Origin of the sequence: Pseudomonas sp. E45-MNA-CIBAN-0222 (genome assembly GCF_040310405.1) — a bacterium.
Taxonomy (GTDB): Bacteria; Pseudomonadota; Gammaproteobacteria; order Pseudomonadales; family Pseudomonadaceae; genus Stutzerimonas; species Stutzerimonas stutzeri_AC.
This window is the reverse complement of record NZ_JBEOPU010000014.1, coordinates 1-13,137: the sequence shown is the minus strand read 5'-3', so window position 1 is coordinate 13,137 and position 13,137 is coordinate 1. Positions and strand designations below refer to the sequence as shown.

Genomic DNA, 13,137 nt, shown 5'->3' with positions numbered 1-13,137 from the left:
CGTCGTTCGGGAACCGATTCGAAAGAGGTTTTAACCTACCCCCGCCCCTCCTGTGAGGCCCACACGCTCGCCCACGCGGTTGTGACATGCCCTGCATAGGCTTCGCATGTTGCTCGCGTCTAGCGCTCTCTCTGGGGCCTTCTTGAAAGGGATGACGTGGTCGACAATTACTGCTGCCTTCACACGTCCGTGACGCTGGCATTCCACACACAGAGGATGCTGCTGCAGGTAGACCGCTCTGAATCTTTGCCATACCTGCGACTTGTAGAACTTGTCCGAATCATCACGCCTCTGGTTGTACGAGGCGTGAATCTTCTTCATGTGAGATGCGCGTCGCTCGTCTGCTGCTACTTGGTGAGGCGGGCAGTGAGCTGTTCCCCTTACCAGGGCTGAGCATCCAGGAGTTGCGCATGGCTTAAGCGGCTTTGCGCCCATTCTTCCACTCCCTTCGAGCTGCCACCCACACCTCTTTCCCGATCATCACAGCGATACAGGCGGCTATGCGGAGTAGCAGGAGGGTGGCGTGGAGGCGTTTCACTGTCGGCGCCTGCGTTCGTGCCCATCCCATTCGATGGGGTGACGCAGCACCTTGCTCATGTTCCCGCCGCAGCGCATTAGCGAGGCAGCGAGGACGGCCAGTAGCAGTACCAGTGGCCACGCCTGATAGGGAATGCGCAGATCGCCGGACACGATGTAGATCGCAGTCGCACCGCAGCAGGCCATGATCAGCGCGGCCATGACTGACACGTCACGCCGGAACTGGGAATCGCCTCTCTGGTAGGTGAACAGGCGAACGAACATCACCAGGCAGAGGATCAGGGTTGCGTAGGTCAGAGAGTTAGCCATCTAAGCCACCATCTATGGGCGAGCGCCCTTTGCGCTTTAGGGCTGCTAGGGAAATCGTTACCACCATCAGCGATGCGCCGAATGCTGCAGGCGCTGGCATTGTGAATGGCTTGATGCCCCATGCTTCGATACCAGTGATCGCGGGCGCCAGTAGGTAGCCCATCACGAACGAGATCAGGAAGTACGCCAGCCTCTCGGGCATCTGCAGTTCTTTGGAGCTGATGAAGTAGATCACCGAGCCACACAGCGAGCCGACAGCAGCGGCGCTATCCACTCCAGCGAGCACACCGGCAATGCCTGCCCCGAACGCGCCGGCAACTGCGATACCGGTAGAGGTCGGTTCAGCCATATGGAATGTCCTGGGTGTGTATCGAATTGGTCCGGCCTCGCATGCGCGTGCGATCCGCCTATGAGCAAGGAGGCAGGCATGGGGCCGGAATAGGGTCGGGCTTAGCCCTGTTCGTGCAGGCGCTGGCGGAGCAAGTAGCCTTCCAGCAGCCATATCTTGTTGCGTGCGTTGTCGCGGGCGATCTTCCGGCCGATCTCGGCGTTGAAGTTCTCTGGCGAGGCACATGCACTCTCACCAGTGACGGTGAAGCCGTTCTTGAGGACCAGAACGCAGAAAGTTAACTGCCGAAGAGGATGGCTGGCGGGAACTGGTGGCTGGAACTCATCGGCCGCAACGCCTTCTCCAGCGTTGATGTACCACTCACTGGCAATAACTGAATCAATCAGGTCAGGCGTAAGTCGTGGCGCATTCAGGCCTTTGGCTTGGATCTCTTGCTCGAGTGCTGCTTCATTGGTCGGCATCGCGTCTTCCTCTAATGGGTGCGATAACAAGAAAGCCCCGCACTAGGCGAGGCCGGAATAGGGTTGCACTGCATTGCACGTTAGGCCGCGTAAGCTGCCGTGGTGCTGCACCTTAGTGCGCGATGCGGTGCGAATGAATATCCGCGCGACTTGTGCATGACCATGTTGAGGTGTTTCTCCAAATGGTCAGAGGCATGGCGGATGTATTGCTGGGTTGGGCGCATGGTGGCGAGCCATTCAAACGGTCTTTAGCGCCCGAAACTTAGGCACAAAAAAGCCCGACTCAATGGCCGGGCTCTTGTGAAGCGGTAAAACCGCAATTTGTGGGAATACTCACATACAACTGGCGCCACGTCTAGTCTTTTTACATGTAAATTTAAGCGGCCTCAGCGTAACTGCAGAGCATAGCGTCTACCCAGGCAATCCCAGCAGTCAGGTACATCTCTGCTTTGTTGTGGTGAACGCCCATCGCTCGGCCCAATTGGCGATAGCTGGTCATGCTGTGCCGATACCACAGGAACAGTGCATAGGCGGCTTCGTGGTAGCGAGCAGCCATCCGGCACACCAGACGGTCAATCATCATGGCCGTCTCTTCCTGGATCTGAGGAACCTCCCCGCCAGTGTCACCCATCTTGTCGCGCATCAGGGCATAGGATGGTGAGACATACTTCGGCACTCCGGTCTGGCAGCGAACCCATACGCCCCATTCACGCAGCAGATACTCGGTGCTCATGTCTTTCATGCTGCTACCCCTCTGATCTGGACGCGTACGGTGCCGCCCTTGGTGGTTTCGTCGCTGATGCTGATCTGTGTAACGAATCGGTGGTCATCAATGCCCAGCGCGTCTGCAAGGCCATCCCTGCCAGCCTTCATGCTGCTGAGAAGATTGTCATCGTCCCTGCGCCTCCGATCTGGCGGCACGAACTCCATGATCAGCAGCATTTTTCCCTCTGGCGCGACTATTCCGGCCGCCTTGCACAGCACATGGCACGCAGCGCGGTAGTTTTTGGCGATCTTGCTGCGCTTGGCCCAGTGGGTCCGGGCGTTGGGCGAAAGCTCTTTCGGTGGCCATGGAAGTTCAAGCATCACGCGCCCTCGCCTTCAGCCGGACCACAACCGCAACCGGCGCACTCGCACACACGATCCATCACGACACTAATGCCGATGGCCAGATCCTGCGCGCCGTCTCCAGCGCCTCGGCTTCGGTCATCTTCGCGCCCACCATGGCGAAGGGTTTCCGGCCCGGCAGCTTGACCGACCAGCAAGCCTTCGCAGGCGCAGCCGAACGGCTCGTCTCGGTCGATCCAGCACTGTCCGCAGATAGCGTCATCGCCTAGCCTCGCCTGTACGTCGATTCGAGAAATCTTCATGGCCTACCCCTATTCACAGCGAACTGGCGGGTAAGCTCATCAAGAACCTCAGGGGCGATCTCTACCCTTTCCAAGCCTCCATGCACGGTGCGGTAGTCGAGGGTGTTCTGCTGGCCGAAGTCGGCGCGGGTCACCTCGCGCAGCTTGTTCTGATACCAGCAGGCCTTGGCGATGCACCTCTCAACCGGGCCTTTCTCGCCAGCGCGCAGCCGGTACTTCAGAGCATTGCCCTTGCAGTAGCCGGCGAACTCCTCGGGGGTCAGGGCTGCCTTGATTACGTCGATGGCTTCCATGTCAGGGAACAGCATGTAATGGCTCGGGTTGTTGATTTCGTCGTTCATGCAGCACCTTTCACAGTCAGCAGCCCCTCGCGGAACCAGATCAGTTGTGTTTCAGCCAGGGCGCGCAGCATGTCGCCCTCGGTGATTTCGCCCTTGCGGCGCCCGTCGAGCACCGAGTGGCAGTGGTCGCAGGCGAAGCAGGCAATCTGGTCCGGCCCCTTCATGCCCATTCCCTTTTGGCCGCACGGCAGATGGGCCAGAACGACCGTGCCGTCATCGAATCCACAGCCAGGCAGGCGAAGGGTGCAGGACTGGCCGCGAGCCGAATCGCGCAGTTTTTTGCTGACTATTCGGCTCATGCCACCTCCCGGAACGTCTCGAACTCGGCCATCTCGGTCAGTCGCTCTTCGGTGAGCGTCGGCCAGTCGGTCGCGACGAGATACGCGCAGCAGCCGCGCCAGAAGTCTTGGAATGCCTCCTCGCCCATCGAATCGAACGCGAGGCTTTGCGGAACAAGGCGGCTCAGGCGACCAAGGCCGGGAATGTCGAACTCTTCCCGGTCGCAGTACACGCCCGACTCGGCCTGCAGCTCCTTGATGGCTGCGTGGGCCTGCATACCGGCAAAGCGGTCGATGTTCTGGACCAGTACGCGGCCCAGGCCGTGCACCAGGCGGTTGAATCGCTCGTTGCGGGGCTGCTTGAGGTCGGCGCGAACCCTGGCGTTGAGCTTGAAGCCGCGCTCGGTCATCAGCGCGGCATCGGCATCGGAAGCGGCCACGAATGCGGCGCGCTCCTTTCCGGTAGCTGGGTCGATCATCTTGCGAAGGGTCAGGTAGACCGGCATCGCCTTAGTGGCTTTAGCCATGGCGGCGCGCCTCCCGCTTGTCGTGGTCGTCCTGGCAGGAGATGCAGCGCTCTGCCCACGGAGCAGCAGCGCGACGCTTGGCGGGGATAGGCTCGTCACAGTCGGCACAGAACTCAGCGCCCTGCCCCTGCAGCCGTTCACGCACCATCGCCACGCCACCGATACGATCCGCTTCCTCTAGACCAGTAGCGCGGTCTGTTACATCGGGGGCTGTGCGGGCCTGGTGGAAGGCTTCGGTGATTTCCATGAAGTCGGTCATGCTGCAGCCCTCCGGCGATCGGCGCGCTTGGCGCGAACCTTGGCGAGTAGGTTTCGAATACGCATACGGTTCATGGCCGTCTCCTGCTGGGGCTCCATTTGCTCGAGCCTTGCTTCGAGAAGTTCGTTGATGTGCTTCATGTGCGGCTCCCGTAGCGACCGGCCAGGGAGGCGACTTTTGATGGCTTGGCCGGACGGTCTTCTGGCTCTTGCCAGCCCGCGGCTAGGTTGTCGAAGCGGTTGATCTCGCCACGGAAGGACGCGCGAACGGTTCCGGTTTCAATGTCACGGCCCTTGCCGATGATGATTTCGGCGACGCCGCGGTATTCGCTGTTCTCGTTGTAAACCTCGTCGCGGTAGACGAAGAGGATCACGTCAGCGTCCTGCTCAATGGCACCGGACTCGCGCAGGTCAGCCGGAATCGGGCGCTTGTTCGGGCGCTCTTCGCATTTGCGGGAGAGCTGGGAGAGCATCACCACCGGGATCTTCAGCTCGCGAGCTAGCAACTTGGCGCCGCGGCTCATGGCGCTCACTTCCTCGGTGCGGTTACCGCTACCGCCGTTGCCGTCAAGAAGCTGCAGGTAGTCGATGACGATCAGGTCAAGGCCGCGGCGCATCTTGTGCTTGCGAGCGATTGCCCGAATGCGGTTCATGGTCAGACCGGCCCGGTCGGCAATGGCCAGGCGAGCACGCTTGATCAGCGCACCGGCTGCAATCATCTGAGAGCCGTAGTCGAAAGCCGCGGTGCCGTTCTTGATCAGCTTCAGCGGGACCTTGCCCTCTGCTGCAGTCATGCGGTCAATCAGCTGGCCCTTGCTCATTTCCAGGCTGAAGACGAGAACCGATTTGCCCTGGCGGATTGCTGCATCAGCGGCAAAGCCCATTGCGATGGTTGTTTTTCCCATCGCAGGACGGCCGGCAACAATGATCAGCTGCTCGGGCTGCAGGCCTCCAGTGATCTCATCCAGATCAGTCAGGCCGGTAGACAGGCCGATCAGTGTTTCGCCGCGGGTGTGGCGATCCTGGCGCTCCTGCCACACCTCAACCTGCTCGTTGAGGATGTCGGCAGCCATGACCACTTCGTCATCACCGACGCCGGACTGGATTGCCATCGCCTCGGCTTGAGCCGCGGCAACCTTGTCGGCCACATCCTGATCGCTACAGGCGATCTCGTGGATACGCTCGCCGCAGGTCATCAGGGCGCGCTCAGTGGCCCGGTCTGCGACGATGCGGGCATAGGTCGAAGCGTTGGCGACGCTTGGGGTGTTCTTGTGCAGGGTGGCCGTGTAACCCAGGGCGAAATCGCCGCTCTGCAGGGTGCCGATGTGCTCGGCGACGGTCATGTAATCGACGCCCTGGCCTTTGCCGTGCATCTCAAGGATTGCGCGAAACACTTCTTCGTTGTCGGCGAAGTAGAAATCGCTCGGGGTCAGGCCGTCGGCCAGGGTGTCGATCAGCTCGGGGCGGATCATCATCGCGCCAAGGACGCCCTGCTCGGCTTCGAGGCTGTAGGGATCATGCATGGTAGTTACCCTCGACGACCTTCACGAAGTTGGACGGGCACAGCAGCCAGTCGAAGCTGCAGCGGAAAGGCTGGCCGTCGCGGCCCTTGGTCTTGCCCATCAGGAAGTCGCTGCTGCGTACCGACTCGAAGAAATCGCGCCAGAAGTCCAGATCCTGGTGAACCTCGCTGTCGTTCCAGCGGGCCTTCACGGTGGCCTGGCGGCCCTTGTTGATCAGGACGACGGTTGGCAACTCAGGAAGCGTCTCGTTGAACAGGTCGACAATCGCTTGCACTGGAACCGAAACCTTGCGGGGCGACTTGGCGACAGGTGCGCTAGCACCTTCTTGCGGTTCAATTGATGGTTCCTTTACGGTTCTGGGGGCATCTGGTGCCGGGGTGGGGGGCACGTCATGCCGGGGTGGGGCGGCATCTAGTGCCGGGGGGCATTTAGTGCCGGGGGCATAAGATGCCGGGGTGACGGTGTACCAAGTGGAACGGCCATGACGCTGATGGCTAGTCAGGACTTTCGAGTCTTCCAGCCAGCGGATAGCGTTACGCACAGCGCGCTCTGAGAGGCAGGTACGCTTAACGATGGTGCTAATCGCAGGCCAGCACACACCCTCGTCGTTTGCGTTGTCTGCAAGCGAGATCAGGACGGCCTTCTGAGCTGCAGACATGGACTGGAGAGACCAGCACTGAGTCATAATGATTGTGCTCACCAGTCGATCTCCTCTGCGCAAACCTTCGCAGCGACGACCGCCAAGTGGCTCTGCTTTTTCTCAGAAACCAGGCTGACCAGCTGAGAGCGAAGCATGTGCACTGCGCCTGAAATCCACGAGGAAGGAAGCAGGAGACCATTCATGCGAAGCTCTCCAGCCTCTTTCCAGAAGGTGATCCCCTCAAAGTGAGCGGCAGCAATAAGTGCCTCTGCCTTTTTCTCAATGTCCTCGTGGATCAGGAAGGCCGACATCAGGTCTTCGCGCTGTAGTGCCTCACCTCCGAAGCTAGTCTCAGCAAACCCTTCGCTGTAGCTCTTGATTACTTCGCGAATGTCGGAGTACGGACCCCTGAAGAACTCACGGCACTCATTAACCCGAACGGCTGAAAACGTTTCGTGAATCTCTGCCTCCGTGCTCCGCGGCTCTTCAACCTGGCCGAAGCAAAGGATGTCGAACGGAAAGGGGGCGCTGGTCGATGCGGACAGCTCAATGCAGCGCTGAGCCGGTGCACGCTCGGTCATACCGATCTTGAAGATGCCCGGCATCGCTGGGTTACCTAGGCAGTAGATAAATCCGTAAGTCATGTGCTAAATTCCTTCCTGTGTTGTTGCTGTTGAGAGCCCGGTTGCCTCCGGGCTTTTTTTCGCCTGCAGAATCAGGTACTGGATAAACCAACACCCTCTCCGCTTCGCTTACCTGTCCGATCCGTTGGTCCTAAGATGGGAACCATGGAAACCACTGACAGGGATGTCTCTTATGCAGCAGCTCGCTTCCGCGACTTCGGGTACAGATCAGGACGAAGCTCGTGACGAGAAACGCCGCTGGCCGCCTCGATCTGCAAAACACGTTCGGCTGGTACTCGACCGGTAGCGCACATGCGCTGTACGGCCTGAGGAGAACAGCCAAGAAGCCTGGCGAGAGCTGACTGCCCACCCGCTGCAGCCGCAGCACGAGTGGCGGCGTTTTCGTTCATGTGGAACTCCGTTTATCTCGAACTACAACGCAAAGTTACAGGGATGCAGAGGATTTTACAAGGGAGAATTGCAATGCCAGTTACAACCGGCGGTTGTATCGTTAGCGGCATGAACAGCATCGGAAAACGCATCGCGCTCTTGCGCGAACAGAAGGGCTGGAACCAGTCAGAACTGGCCCGCGAAATGGGCGTGACCCCTCAGTCCGTACAGGCCTGGGAGGCCGGGAAGAACGTGCCTCGCCAGCAGAAGATGAAGAAGCTGGCTGGCGTATTGGGCGCAACAGTCGGCGAACTGATGTCAGACGATGCTATTGAAGGCGAATTCCAGCGAATTACTGGCCAGTTGGAATCGAACGTCGAGCAAGGCCCGCCAATCGTCAGCCCGTACCGCGCTATCCCTATCGTCGGCACTGCACAGATGGGTGCCGAGGGCTATTGGTATGCCCTGGAAGAAGCTGACGGCACCGTGGATGCCTACTCACGCGACGCCAGCGCCTATGCGCTACGCCTCAAGGGTGACTCGATGGAGCCGGCGATCCATAGCGGCTGGGTCGCAGTCATCGAGCCGGATCGGGACTACTTCCCAGGCGAGTACGTCATGGTTCGCACCACGGAAGGCGAGAGCATGTTGAAGCGGCTGCTCTACTGCAACGAGGCGGAAGTCAGCCTGCTTTCAGTGAACGGCCATGCGATCCGCAACATCCCCACGGAGCAAATCGAGCACATCCATTCGGTCGGCGCCATCGTGCCGCCGAGCAGGGCTAGGGTTTAGTAAGGGCGCAAGGATGTCATTACCGTTTCACCCTCCCGCTGGACAGATTGTTATCTGCGATTTTCAAGGACTGAAAGCCCCTGAAATTGTGAAGCGACGGCCAGCTATTGTGATGTCGCCACGACTCCGAGGCAGATCAGGCCTGTGCACTATCCTGCCCATCAGCACAACCGCGCCTCGGCCGGAGCAGCCTTATCACTACAACTTGTCGATAGACCCGCCGCTACCAGCTCCTTACCCGGAGCCGAGCGTTTGGGTGAAGTGCGACATGATCTATACAGTAGGTTTTTACCGGCTGAATCTTCCCTGGTATCAGGATGCCGGAGGGCAGCGGCAGTACGTAAATCAGTACGTCGACCCAGAAGATCTGGCTGCCATCCAGCGTTGCATGCTCACGGCTTTGGGCTTCCCGCATCTCGTAAACCGGGTTTAAGCTGTGTAACGCATTCGTGCATTCGTGCATTGACGCAAATGCACCTCAAGGCCTATATTTACCTCCGTTCCCGCTCTGCTTTCGCATCGGGCTTTAAGTCCACCGAGAGGTGGCCGCCATCTTCTGGAGTCGCAATCCTAGATGGTGCCTGAAACCCGGCTACGGCCGGGTTTTGCTTTTCTGGTGCAGCGCTTCAAGCCCTCTCCTACTTTGGTCTGAGCCACTTCTTTACATGTGGCAACCGGCCACCATGTTTCCTCTTGCCCGGTGAAACCCTCACAATTACTGTGTGGATATCCAGCAGTAAGGAGGATTCACATGCCAGGACCAGCAGTCGTCACCAATCAACGCCAGCTCTCCAGCTACAGCCGCCTAGTGCGGCGCGTAAACCTCACCATCACGGCGCCTACCGCGCAGCGCGAGCGCCAGGCCAATCTCCGGCCGTGCCCGGATGATCGCCAGGATGACTGGGAGCGCCTTCTCGAAGAGATCGAACAGGCAGACAACGTGACCATGCGCCGAAGGCCAGATGGAAGCGTCCACGTCATCTGGACCGGATCAGAACACTGAAACCATAGCCCGCCACTGAGCGGGCTTTTCTTTGAAGAAAATTACAATTTCCACTTGCAAGCTACAATTTCTAGTTGTAATGTTCACCCATCGAAGCGAAACACAGCGACGACAGGCCGAGAGGCCTCGGGGCAACCCGGAACGCTCTTTAACAGCATGCGCCATGAACAGTTAGCCGAGCGATCGGCAAGACAGCCCCGGCCAGATCCTGTGGGGCGACAGAAAGTCAGGATCAACAAGACGCTGCGCCAGAAGGCGACCGGCGCGCACCGAAAGCCGTAGAGGGGAAGACGGTGCGCGAGGTGATGACCGAACCGAGAGGATGACCCGGACGGTGCAGCGAGTTGAAACAGAATCGAATTAGCGCTCCGAGCCTCGGCTATGAGGAGCGCCGGACCTCATGTGGTGTGCCTACTTAACCGGGCGCCAGGGGCTGTGCGCCGCATGTTGTATTTGCCGATGACCACGCCGCAACGCTGATCGAGCGACGTGAACAGGAAGCCCCGATGCCAACCCACTGACGACTCACGACCTGCAATCAGCAGCGGGGACGGAGCGCAAGACAACGAGCGAGTCGTTTCCTGATGCACCTTGGCGACAGGGTGCATTGGGAAGCAGCAAGACCCAAAGCAAGGAGAACCACGATGGACACAATCCAAATTGATGGTTGGCAAGGACGCCTCGGCGAAGGCCTGGCACCGCGCCAGTTGCTGGCCGTTCTCTGGGCGGCAACAGACAAGACGGCAAAGGAAATCGCCCGGCTGATGGACTGCAGCCACTACACCGTCAAGCAGCAGCTGGACGACGCCCGCTTCAAGCTGGGCAACCAGCGCACCACTCGCGGCCTCTGCCTTGAAGCCATGCGCCGGGGAATCATCGCCCCGCTGGTGCTGGCGTTATTGGTAGGCGGCGGACACTCGACACCGATGCAGCCTATGCGCCGCCCAGACGCACCACGGCAGCAGACGCTGACCCGCGTGCAGCGTCTTGATGAGGCGCAACTGGCGGCTTAACAACGGAGACATGCAGATGCGAGAGCTAAATGGAGACGAGCTGAGAGCGCTGTACTTCAACTTTTGCGACTACCGAGATCGCTTATGCGGCGGGCACGCAAGGATGAGCGTGCAGGCGTTCCATGAGAAGTTCGGGCTGGCCAGGCATGAATAGCCGGCGCCGCGAAATGGCTAAGTGGACCGTAGATAGCCTGCCTTCTTGGCCAGCACATGAGTCGCTGGCGGAAGCTGACCCTGCAGAGATCGGATGTGAATTTATTCACTACCCACACCTAGGCAGCTTGCCAGTCCTCCGATGCAGGCTTGGCGGATGGATCGTCAGTTCGACGGATTACTTCTACGCCAAACGCGGCATCAAGTAATGCCTGAGTCGATTTCAGGCCATTCGCAAGAGTGGCCATTGGGAAGACAACCGAAACGAACTACCAAGGATTCCTTAGCACTTCAAGGAGGCACGTATGAAGCCCACCAAGCAATCCGCGCAACCAGCGCAACCCGCGCAACCCCGACCCGCCCTATCGCTAGTACCCAAGGACAGGGCCACAGAGCAGTTCCCGTATGGAAGACAGGCGGTAGGCCAGCGCGCCGATCTGCCGTTTACGGTGGGGCGGCGATGAATTCACAAACGAAACGGAGCGACAACATGAAGCAGAAGATCCCTAGCGTTGCCGAGCTGATCCGCGAACACAGCCAGGCGCGCTACCTGATGGCAAACGATAAACGTTTCGGCACCAAGCCGGCCGGCGACTCCTACTGGATGGCACAGCAAGCCCGCGAGCTGATGGTCAAGCAGTACGCCTAACCCCGCCCCGCCGCTTGGCTACAGGCTGCAGCGGGCACCCATCAGCACATAGGAGGATGAGATGAGCGAATGGACGCAAATGCCTCTCGCGCTAGACCCTTGCTGCGGCAGTCGGATGATGTGGTTCGATAAGTCCGATCCACGAGCCATTTTTGGCGACATACGCCGGGAGACGGTGGTAGTCACAGACCGCAGCAACGGACGGCAGAACGGCACGCGCAGCTTGGTTATTGATCCTGACTTGATGATGGATTTCCGCGACCTCCCATTCCCTGACTCCTCCTTTCGCCTAGTCGCATTTGACCCGCCGCACCTTGAGCGCGCAGGCCCGAGAAGCTGGCTAGCAGCCAAATACGGAAAGCTGAGCAATGACTGGCGAGACGACCTGCGTAGCGGATTCGCTGAGTGCTGGAGAGTGCTAAAGCCTGAAGGCGTTCTCGTATTCAAATGGAACGAAACGCAAGTGAAGGTGAGCGAGGTTTTATCACTCGCGCCTTGTGCTCCAATGTTTGGACAAGTCAGCGGGCGGGCAGGATTTACCCACTGGCTCGTATTTATGAAGCCGAGCACGCCATGCTAACCCTACCCCAAGCCCTCCTCCTCATCTGCGTACTAGCTGCGCTGTATGCGTGGGAGTGGTGGCGCCATAAACCCTGAGCCAGCCAGGCCAGACCCTAACGGGCCTGTAATAACCGAGGGCGCCCGGTGCTGGTAGCGCCACAGACTCAGCTGGAGCCGATCCGGCGTCACGGAAGACAACTCCTGCCTAGCGCCTGCCGGGAATCGGTAGCAGGCCGAATGGCTCACGTAACGAGCCTGCATCGGGGAGCGGCCTGAAAGCATCTAGGAGATGCTAGCAAAAGGGGCGCAGGGGAAATTCTAGATACCGATCCTGCGTGAGATATGCGACTGGTGTAACCAGTGAGAGGCGGTTCAAGTCCGCACAGGCCGCTCCCCGATGCATCGCATCACCCTTCCACCGCCCATCCGGGCAACCGAGGTATCCACCATGTACAGACACGAACCAGGGGTTCGGGAATACCCGTGCCCGGATGACAGCGTTTCCGAGGCAGAGCAGGTTCTGGCCGCGCTCGACAGCCTCCACGAATCAACCATGCAGGCCTACGCCGAGTTCTGCGAGGACAAGCTTGAGGTGCCGGCAGCTCTGGCCAAGGCGCTGATCCTGTCCATCTGCTCCGGCAAGTGGGACGCCCTGCGCAGCCGCATTGGCTATTCGAACGAATGGCTAGACGAGGCCCTGAACGAGATCGTCTGGAGCATCGACAAGCAGCAAGCGGCATTCATCGAACACCACGCGGCGCAGTTGCGCAGCAAGGCAGAGCAGATCGAACAGAGCAAGCGGGAGGCGGCATGAGCACGAATCGCTACATCGACAAGCTCAAGGCGCGACTGGCAAAGGAAGCCGACCAGCGCATGCAGCTGCAGGCCCTTCTGGACGATCAGGTCGCTCGGAATCGCGCCCTTCTCGCTGAGCGGGATGCGGTTGAGCGTGCACTGCTGATAGCCAAGAGCGATATCAAGGTTGAGCAGCGCGTGTCTGCCAACCTGCGCGAGCATAAGAACGACTACATGGATGCCGCAGAGGTCACGCGAAAAGCATTGCTAGCTGAGATCGAGACGCTGAAGGCCGAACGGGATGCGTTGCGGAAGGATTCCGAGCGGCTGGACTGGCTGGGCGGATACGTCGTCAGTGCCGAAAGCGAGGATACCGGGAAGATTGCATTTAGCTCTATCAGGGGCGCACTCCGCGAGTGCGTAGACGCCGCCATTGACGCCTCCCTGCAAGGAGAGCAGCCATGAATATTCATAACCTGAAGCATGACGTGTTGGCGCTGATGGAAAATTGACCCACCCTGCCGATTGAAATTTGACCCAGGGCGGATTGCTGATTTTGTTACCA

General features: G+C 59.4%; 24 protein-coding genes and 1 pseudogene. 8 read left to right on the top strand and 17 right to left on the bottom strand.

Going from position 1 to position 13,137, the window contains the following annotated elements; genetic code table 11:
* Positions 1–30: 30 nt before the first annotated feature.
* The 17 genes and pseudogenes from AAEZ08_RS18760 to AAEZ08_RS18680 all read right to left on the bottom strand — a co-directional run bounded on the left by AAEZ08_RS18760 (position 31) and on the right by AAEZ08_RS18680 (position 7,626).
* Complete coding sequence (locus tag AAEZ08_RS18760) at positions 31–435, bottom strand: HNH endonuclease (protein WP_500124895.1); 405 nt, start codon at positions 433–435, stop codon at positions 31–33.
* 99 nt (positions 436–534) lie between these two features.
* The gene (locus tag AAEZ08_RS18755) at positions 535–846 is read right to left on the bottom strand and encodes a phage holin family protein (RefSeq protein ID WP_500124894.1); all 312 of its coding nucleotides are present in this window, start codon (positions 844–846) and stop codon (positions 535–537) included.
* Positions 839–1,195 carry a putative holin gene (locus tag AAEZ08_RS18750; RefSeq protein WP_312964579.1) on the bottom strand — a complete coding sequence of 119 codons (357 nt, stop codon included), beginning with the start codon at positions 1,193–1,195 and terminating at the stop codon, positions 839–841. Before AAEZ08_RS18750 ends, AAEZ08_RS18755 begins: the two co-directional genes overlap by 8 nt.
* A gap of 101 nt (positions 1,196–1,296) precedes the next feature.
* A complete protein-coding gene (locus AAEZ08_RS18745) occupies positions 1,297–1,656 on the bottom strand; it encodes a Gp49 family protein (RefSeq protein ID WP_064481594.1) in 360 nt (119 codons plus the stop codon).
* A gap of 376 nt (positions 1,657–2,032) precedes the next feature.
* A complete protein-coding gene (locus tag AAEZ08_RS18740) occupies positions 2,033–2,398 on the bottom strand; it encodes an antiterminator Q family protein (RefSeq protein WP_500124893.1) in 366 nt (121 codons plus the stop codon).
* Positions 2,395–2,742, bottom strand: coding sequence for an endodeoxyribonuclease RusA (locus tag AAEZ08_RS18735; protein ID WP_500124892.1), 348 nt, complete (start codon positions 2,740–2,742; stop codon positions 2,395–2,397). Before AAEZ08_RS18735 ends, AAEZ08_RS18740 begins: the two co-directional genes overlap by 4 nt.
* Complete coding sequence (locus AAEZ08_RS18730) at positions 2,742–3,026, bottom strand: hypothetical protein (RefSeq protein ID WP_500124891.1); 285 nt, start codon at positions 3,024–3,026, stop codon at positions 2,742–2,744. The genes AAEZ08_RS18735 and AAEZ08_RS18730 overlap by 1 nt, the downstream gene beginning before the upstream one ends.
* Positions 3,023–3,367, bottom strand: coding sequence for a DUF3310 domain-containing protein (locus AAEZ08_RS18725; protein WP_500124890.1), 345 nt, complete (start codon positions 3,365–3,367; stop codon positions 3,023–3,025). Before AAEZ08_RS18725 ends, AAEZ08_RS18730 begins: the two co-directional genes overlap by 4 nt.
* Entirely contained in the window at positions 3,364–3,666 is a 303-nt protein-coding gene (locus tag AAEZ08_RS18720; protein ID WP_500124889.1) for a nuclease domain-containing protein, read from the bottom strand. The genes AAEZ08_RS18725 and AAEZ08_RS18720 overlap by 4 nt, the downstream gene beginning before the upstream one ends.
* Entirely contained in the window at positions 3,663–4,172 is a 510-nt protein-coding gene (locus AAEZ08_RS18715; protein ID WP_500124888.1) for a hypothetical protein, read from the bottom strand. The genes AAEZ08_RS18720 and AAEZ08_RS18715 overlap by 4 nt, the downstream gene beginning before the upstream one ends.
* On the bottom strand, positions 4,165–4,431 hold the full coding sequence (locus AAEZ08_RS18710) for a TraR/DksA C4-type zinc finger protein (protein ID WP_500124887.1): 267 nt from the start codon (positions 4,429–4,431) through the stop codon (positions 4,165–4,167). Before AAEZ08_RS18710 ends, AAEZ08_RS18715 begins: the two co-directional genes overlap by 8 nt.
* Positions 4,428–4,571: a hypothetical protein gene (locus AAEZ08_RS18705; RefSeq protein ID WP_500124886.1), complete on the bottom strand. Its 144-nt coding sequence runs from the start codon at positions 4,569–4,571 to the stop codon at positions 4,428–4,430. The genes AAEZ08_RS18710 and AAEZ08_RS18705 overlap by 4 nt, the downstream gene beginning before the upstream one ends.
* Positions 4,568–5,953, bottom strand: coding sequence for a replicative DNA helicase (dnaB, locus tag AAEZ08_RS18700; RefSeq protein WP_500124885.1), 1,386 nt, complete (start codon positions 5,951–5,953; stop codon positions 4,568–4,570). Before dnaB ends, AAEZ08_RS18705 begins: the two co-directional genes overlap by 4 nt.
* Positions 5,946–6,227 (bottom strand): hypothetical protein, encoded by a 282-nt coding sequence (locus tag AAEZ08_RS18695; RefSeq protein ID WP_500124945.1) that lies wholly within the window; start codon positions 6,225–6,227, stop codon positions 5,946–5,948. Before AAEZ08_RS18695 ends, dnaB begins: the two co-directional genes overlap by 8 nt.
* 249 nt (positions 6,228–6,476) lie before the next feature.
* A pseudogene (locus tag AAEZ08_RS18690) lies at positions 6,477–6,611 on the bottom strand (helix-turn-helix domain-containing protein); the annotation flags it as partial.
* Positions 6,612–6,649: 38 nt separating this feature from the next.
* Complete coding sequence (locus AAEZ08_RS18685) at positions 6,650–7,237, bottom strand: GIY-YIG nuclease family protein (RefSeq protein ID WP_500124884.1); 588 nt, start codon at positions 7,235–7,237, stop codon at positions 6,650–6,652.
* A 170-nt stretch (positions 7,238–7,407) separates the two neighbouring features.
* A complete protein-coding gene (locus AAEZ08_RS18680; protein WP_200630569.1) occupies positions 7,408–7,626 on the bottom strand; it encodes a transcriptional regulator in 219 nt (72 codons plus the stop codon).
* A gap of 73 nt (positions 7,627–7,699) precedes the next feature.
* On the opposite strand from AAEZ08_RS18680, the gene AAEZ08_RS18675 reads away from it, so the two are divergent.
* The 8 genes from AAEZ08_RS18675 to AAEZ08_RS18640 all read left to right on the top strand — a co-directional run bounded on the left by AAEZ08_RS18675 (position 7,700) and on the right by AAEZ08_RS18640 (position 13,037).
* Positions 7,700–8,398: an XRE family transcriptional regulator gene (locus tag AAEZ08_RS18675; RefSeq protein WP_500124883.1), complete on the top strand. Its 699-nt coding sequence runs from the start codon at positions 7,700–7,702 to the stop codon at positions 8,396–8,398.
* A complete protein-coding gene (locus AAEZ08_RS18670; protein ID WP_500124882.1) occupies positions 8,313–8,831 on the top strand; it encodes a type II toxin-antitoxin system PemK/MazF family toxin in 519 nt (172 codons plus the stop codon). The genes AAEZ08_RS18675 and AAEZ08_RS18670 overlap by 86 nt, the downstream gene beginning before the upstream one ends.
* Positions 8,832–9,149: 318 nt before the next feature.
* Entirely contained in the window at positions 9,150–9,401 is a 252-nt protein-coding gene (locus AAEZ08_RS18665) for a DUF1654 domain-containing protein (protein ID WP_500124881.1), read from the top strand.
* 644 nt (positions 9,402–10,045) lie between these two features.
* Positions 10,046–10,414, top strand: coding sequence for a helix-turn-helix transcriptional regulator (locus tag AAEZ08_RS18660; protein ID WP_368852291.1), 369 nt, complete (start codon positions 10,046–10,048; stop codon positions 10,412–10,414).
* A gap of 643 nt (positions 10,415–11,057) precedes the next feature.
* Positions 11,058–11,216 carry a hypothetical protein gene (locus AAEZ08_RS18655; protein ID WP_500124880.1) on the top strand — a complete coding sequence of 53 codons (159 nt, stop codon included), beginning with the start codon at positions 11,058–11,060 and terminating at the stop codon, positions 11,214–11,216.
* Between the two features lie 61 nt (positions 11,217–11,277).
* The gene (locus AAEZ08_RS18650) at positions 11,278–11,796 is read left to right on the top strand and encodes a TRM11 family methyltransferase (RefSeq protein WP_500124879.1); all 519 of its coding nucleotides are present in this window, start codon (positions 11,278–11,280) and stop codon (positions 11,794–11,796) included.
* Between the two features lie 429 nt (positions 11,797–12,225).
* Positions 12,226–12,591, top strand: a complete 366-nt coding sequence (locus AAEZ08_RS18645; protein WP_500124878.1) for a hypothetical protein — start codon at positions 12,226–12,228, stop codon at positions 12,589–12,591.
* Positions 12,588–13,037 (top strand): hypothetical protein, encoded by a 450-nt coding sequence (locus AAEZ08_RS18640; protein ID WP_500124877.1) that lies wholly within the window; start codon positions 12,588–12,590, stop codon positions 13,035–13,037. The genes AAEZ08_RS18645 and AAEZ08_RS18640 overlap by 4 nt, the downstream gene beginning before the upstream one ends.
* Positions 13,038–13,137: the final 100 nt, after the last annotated feature.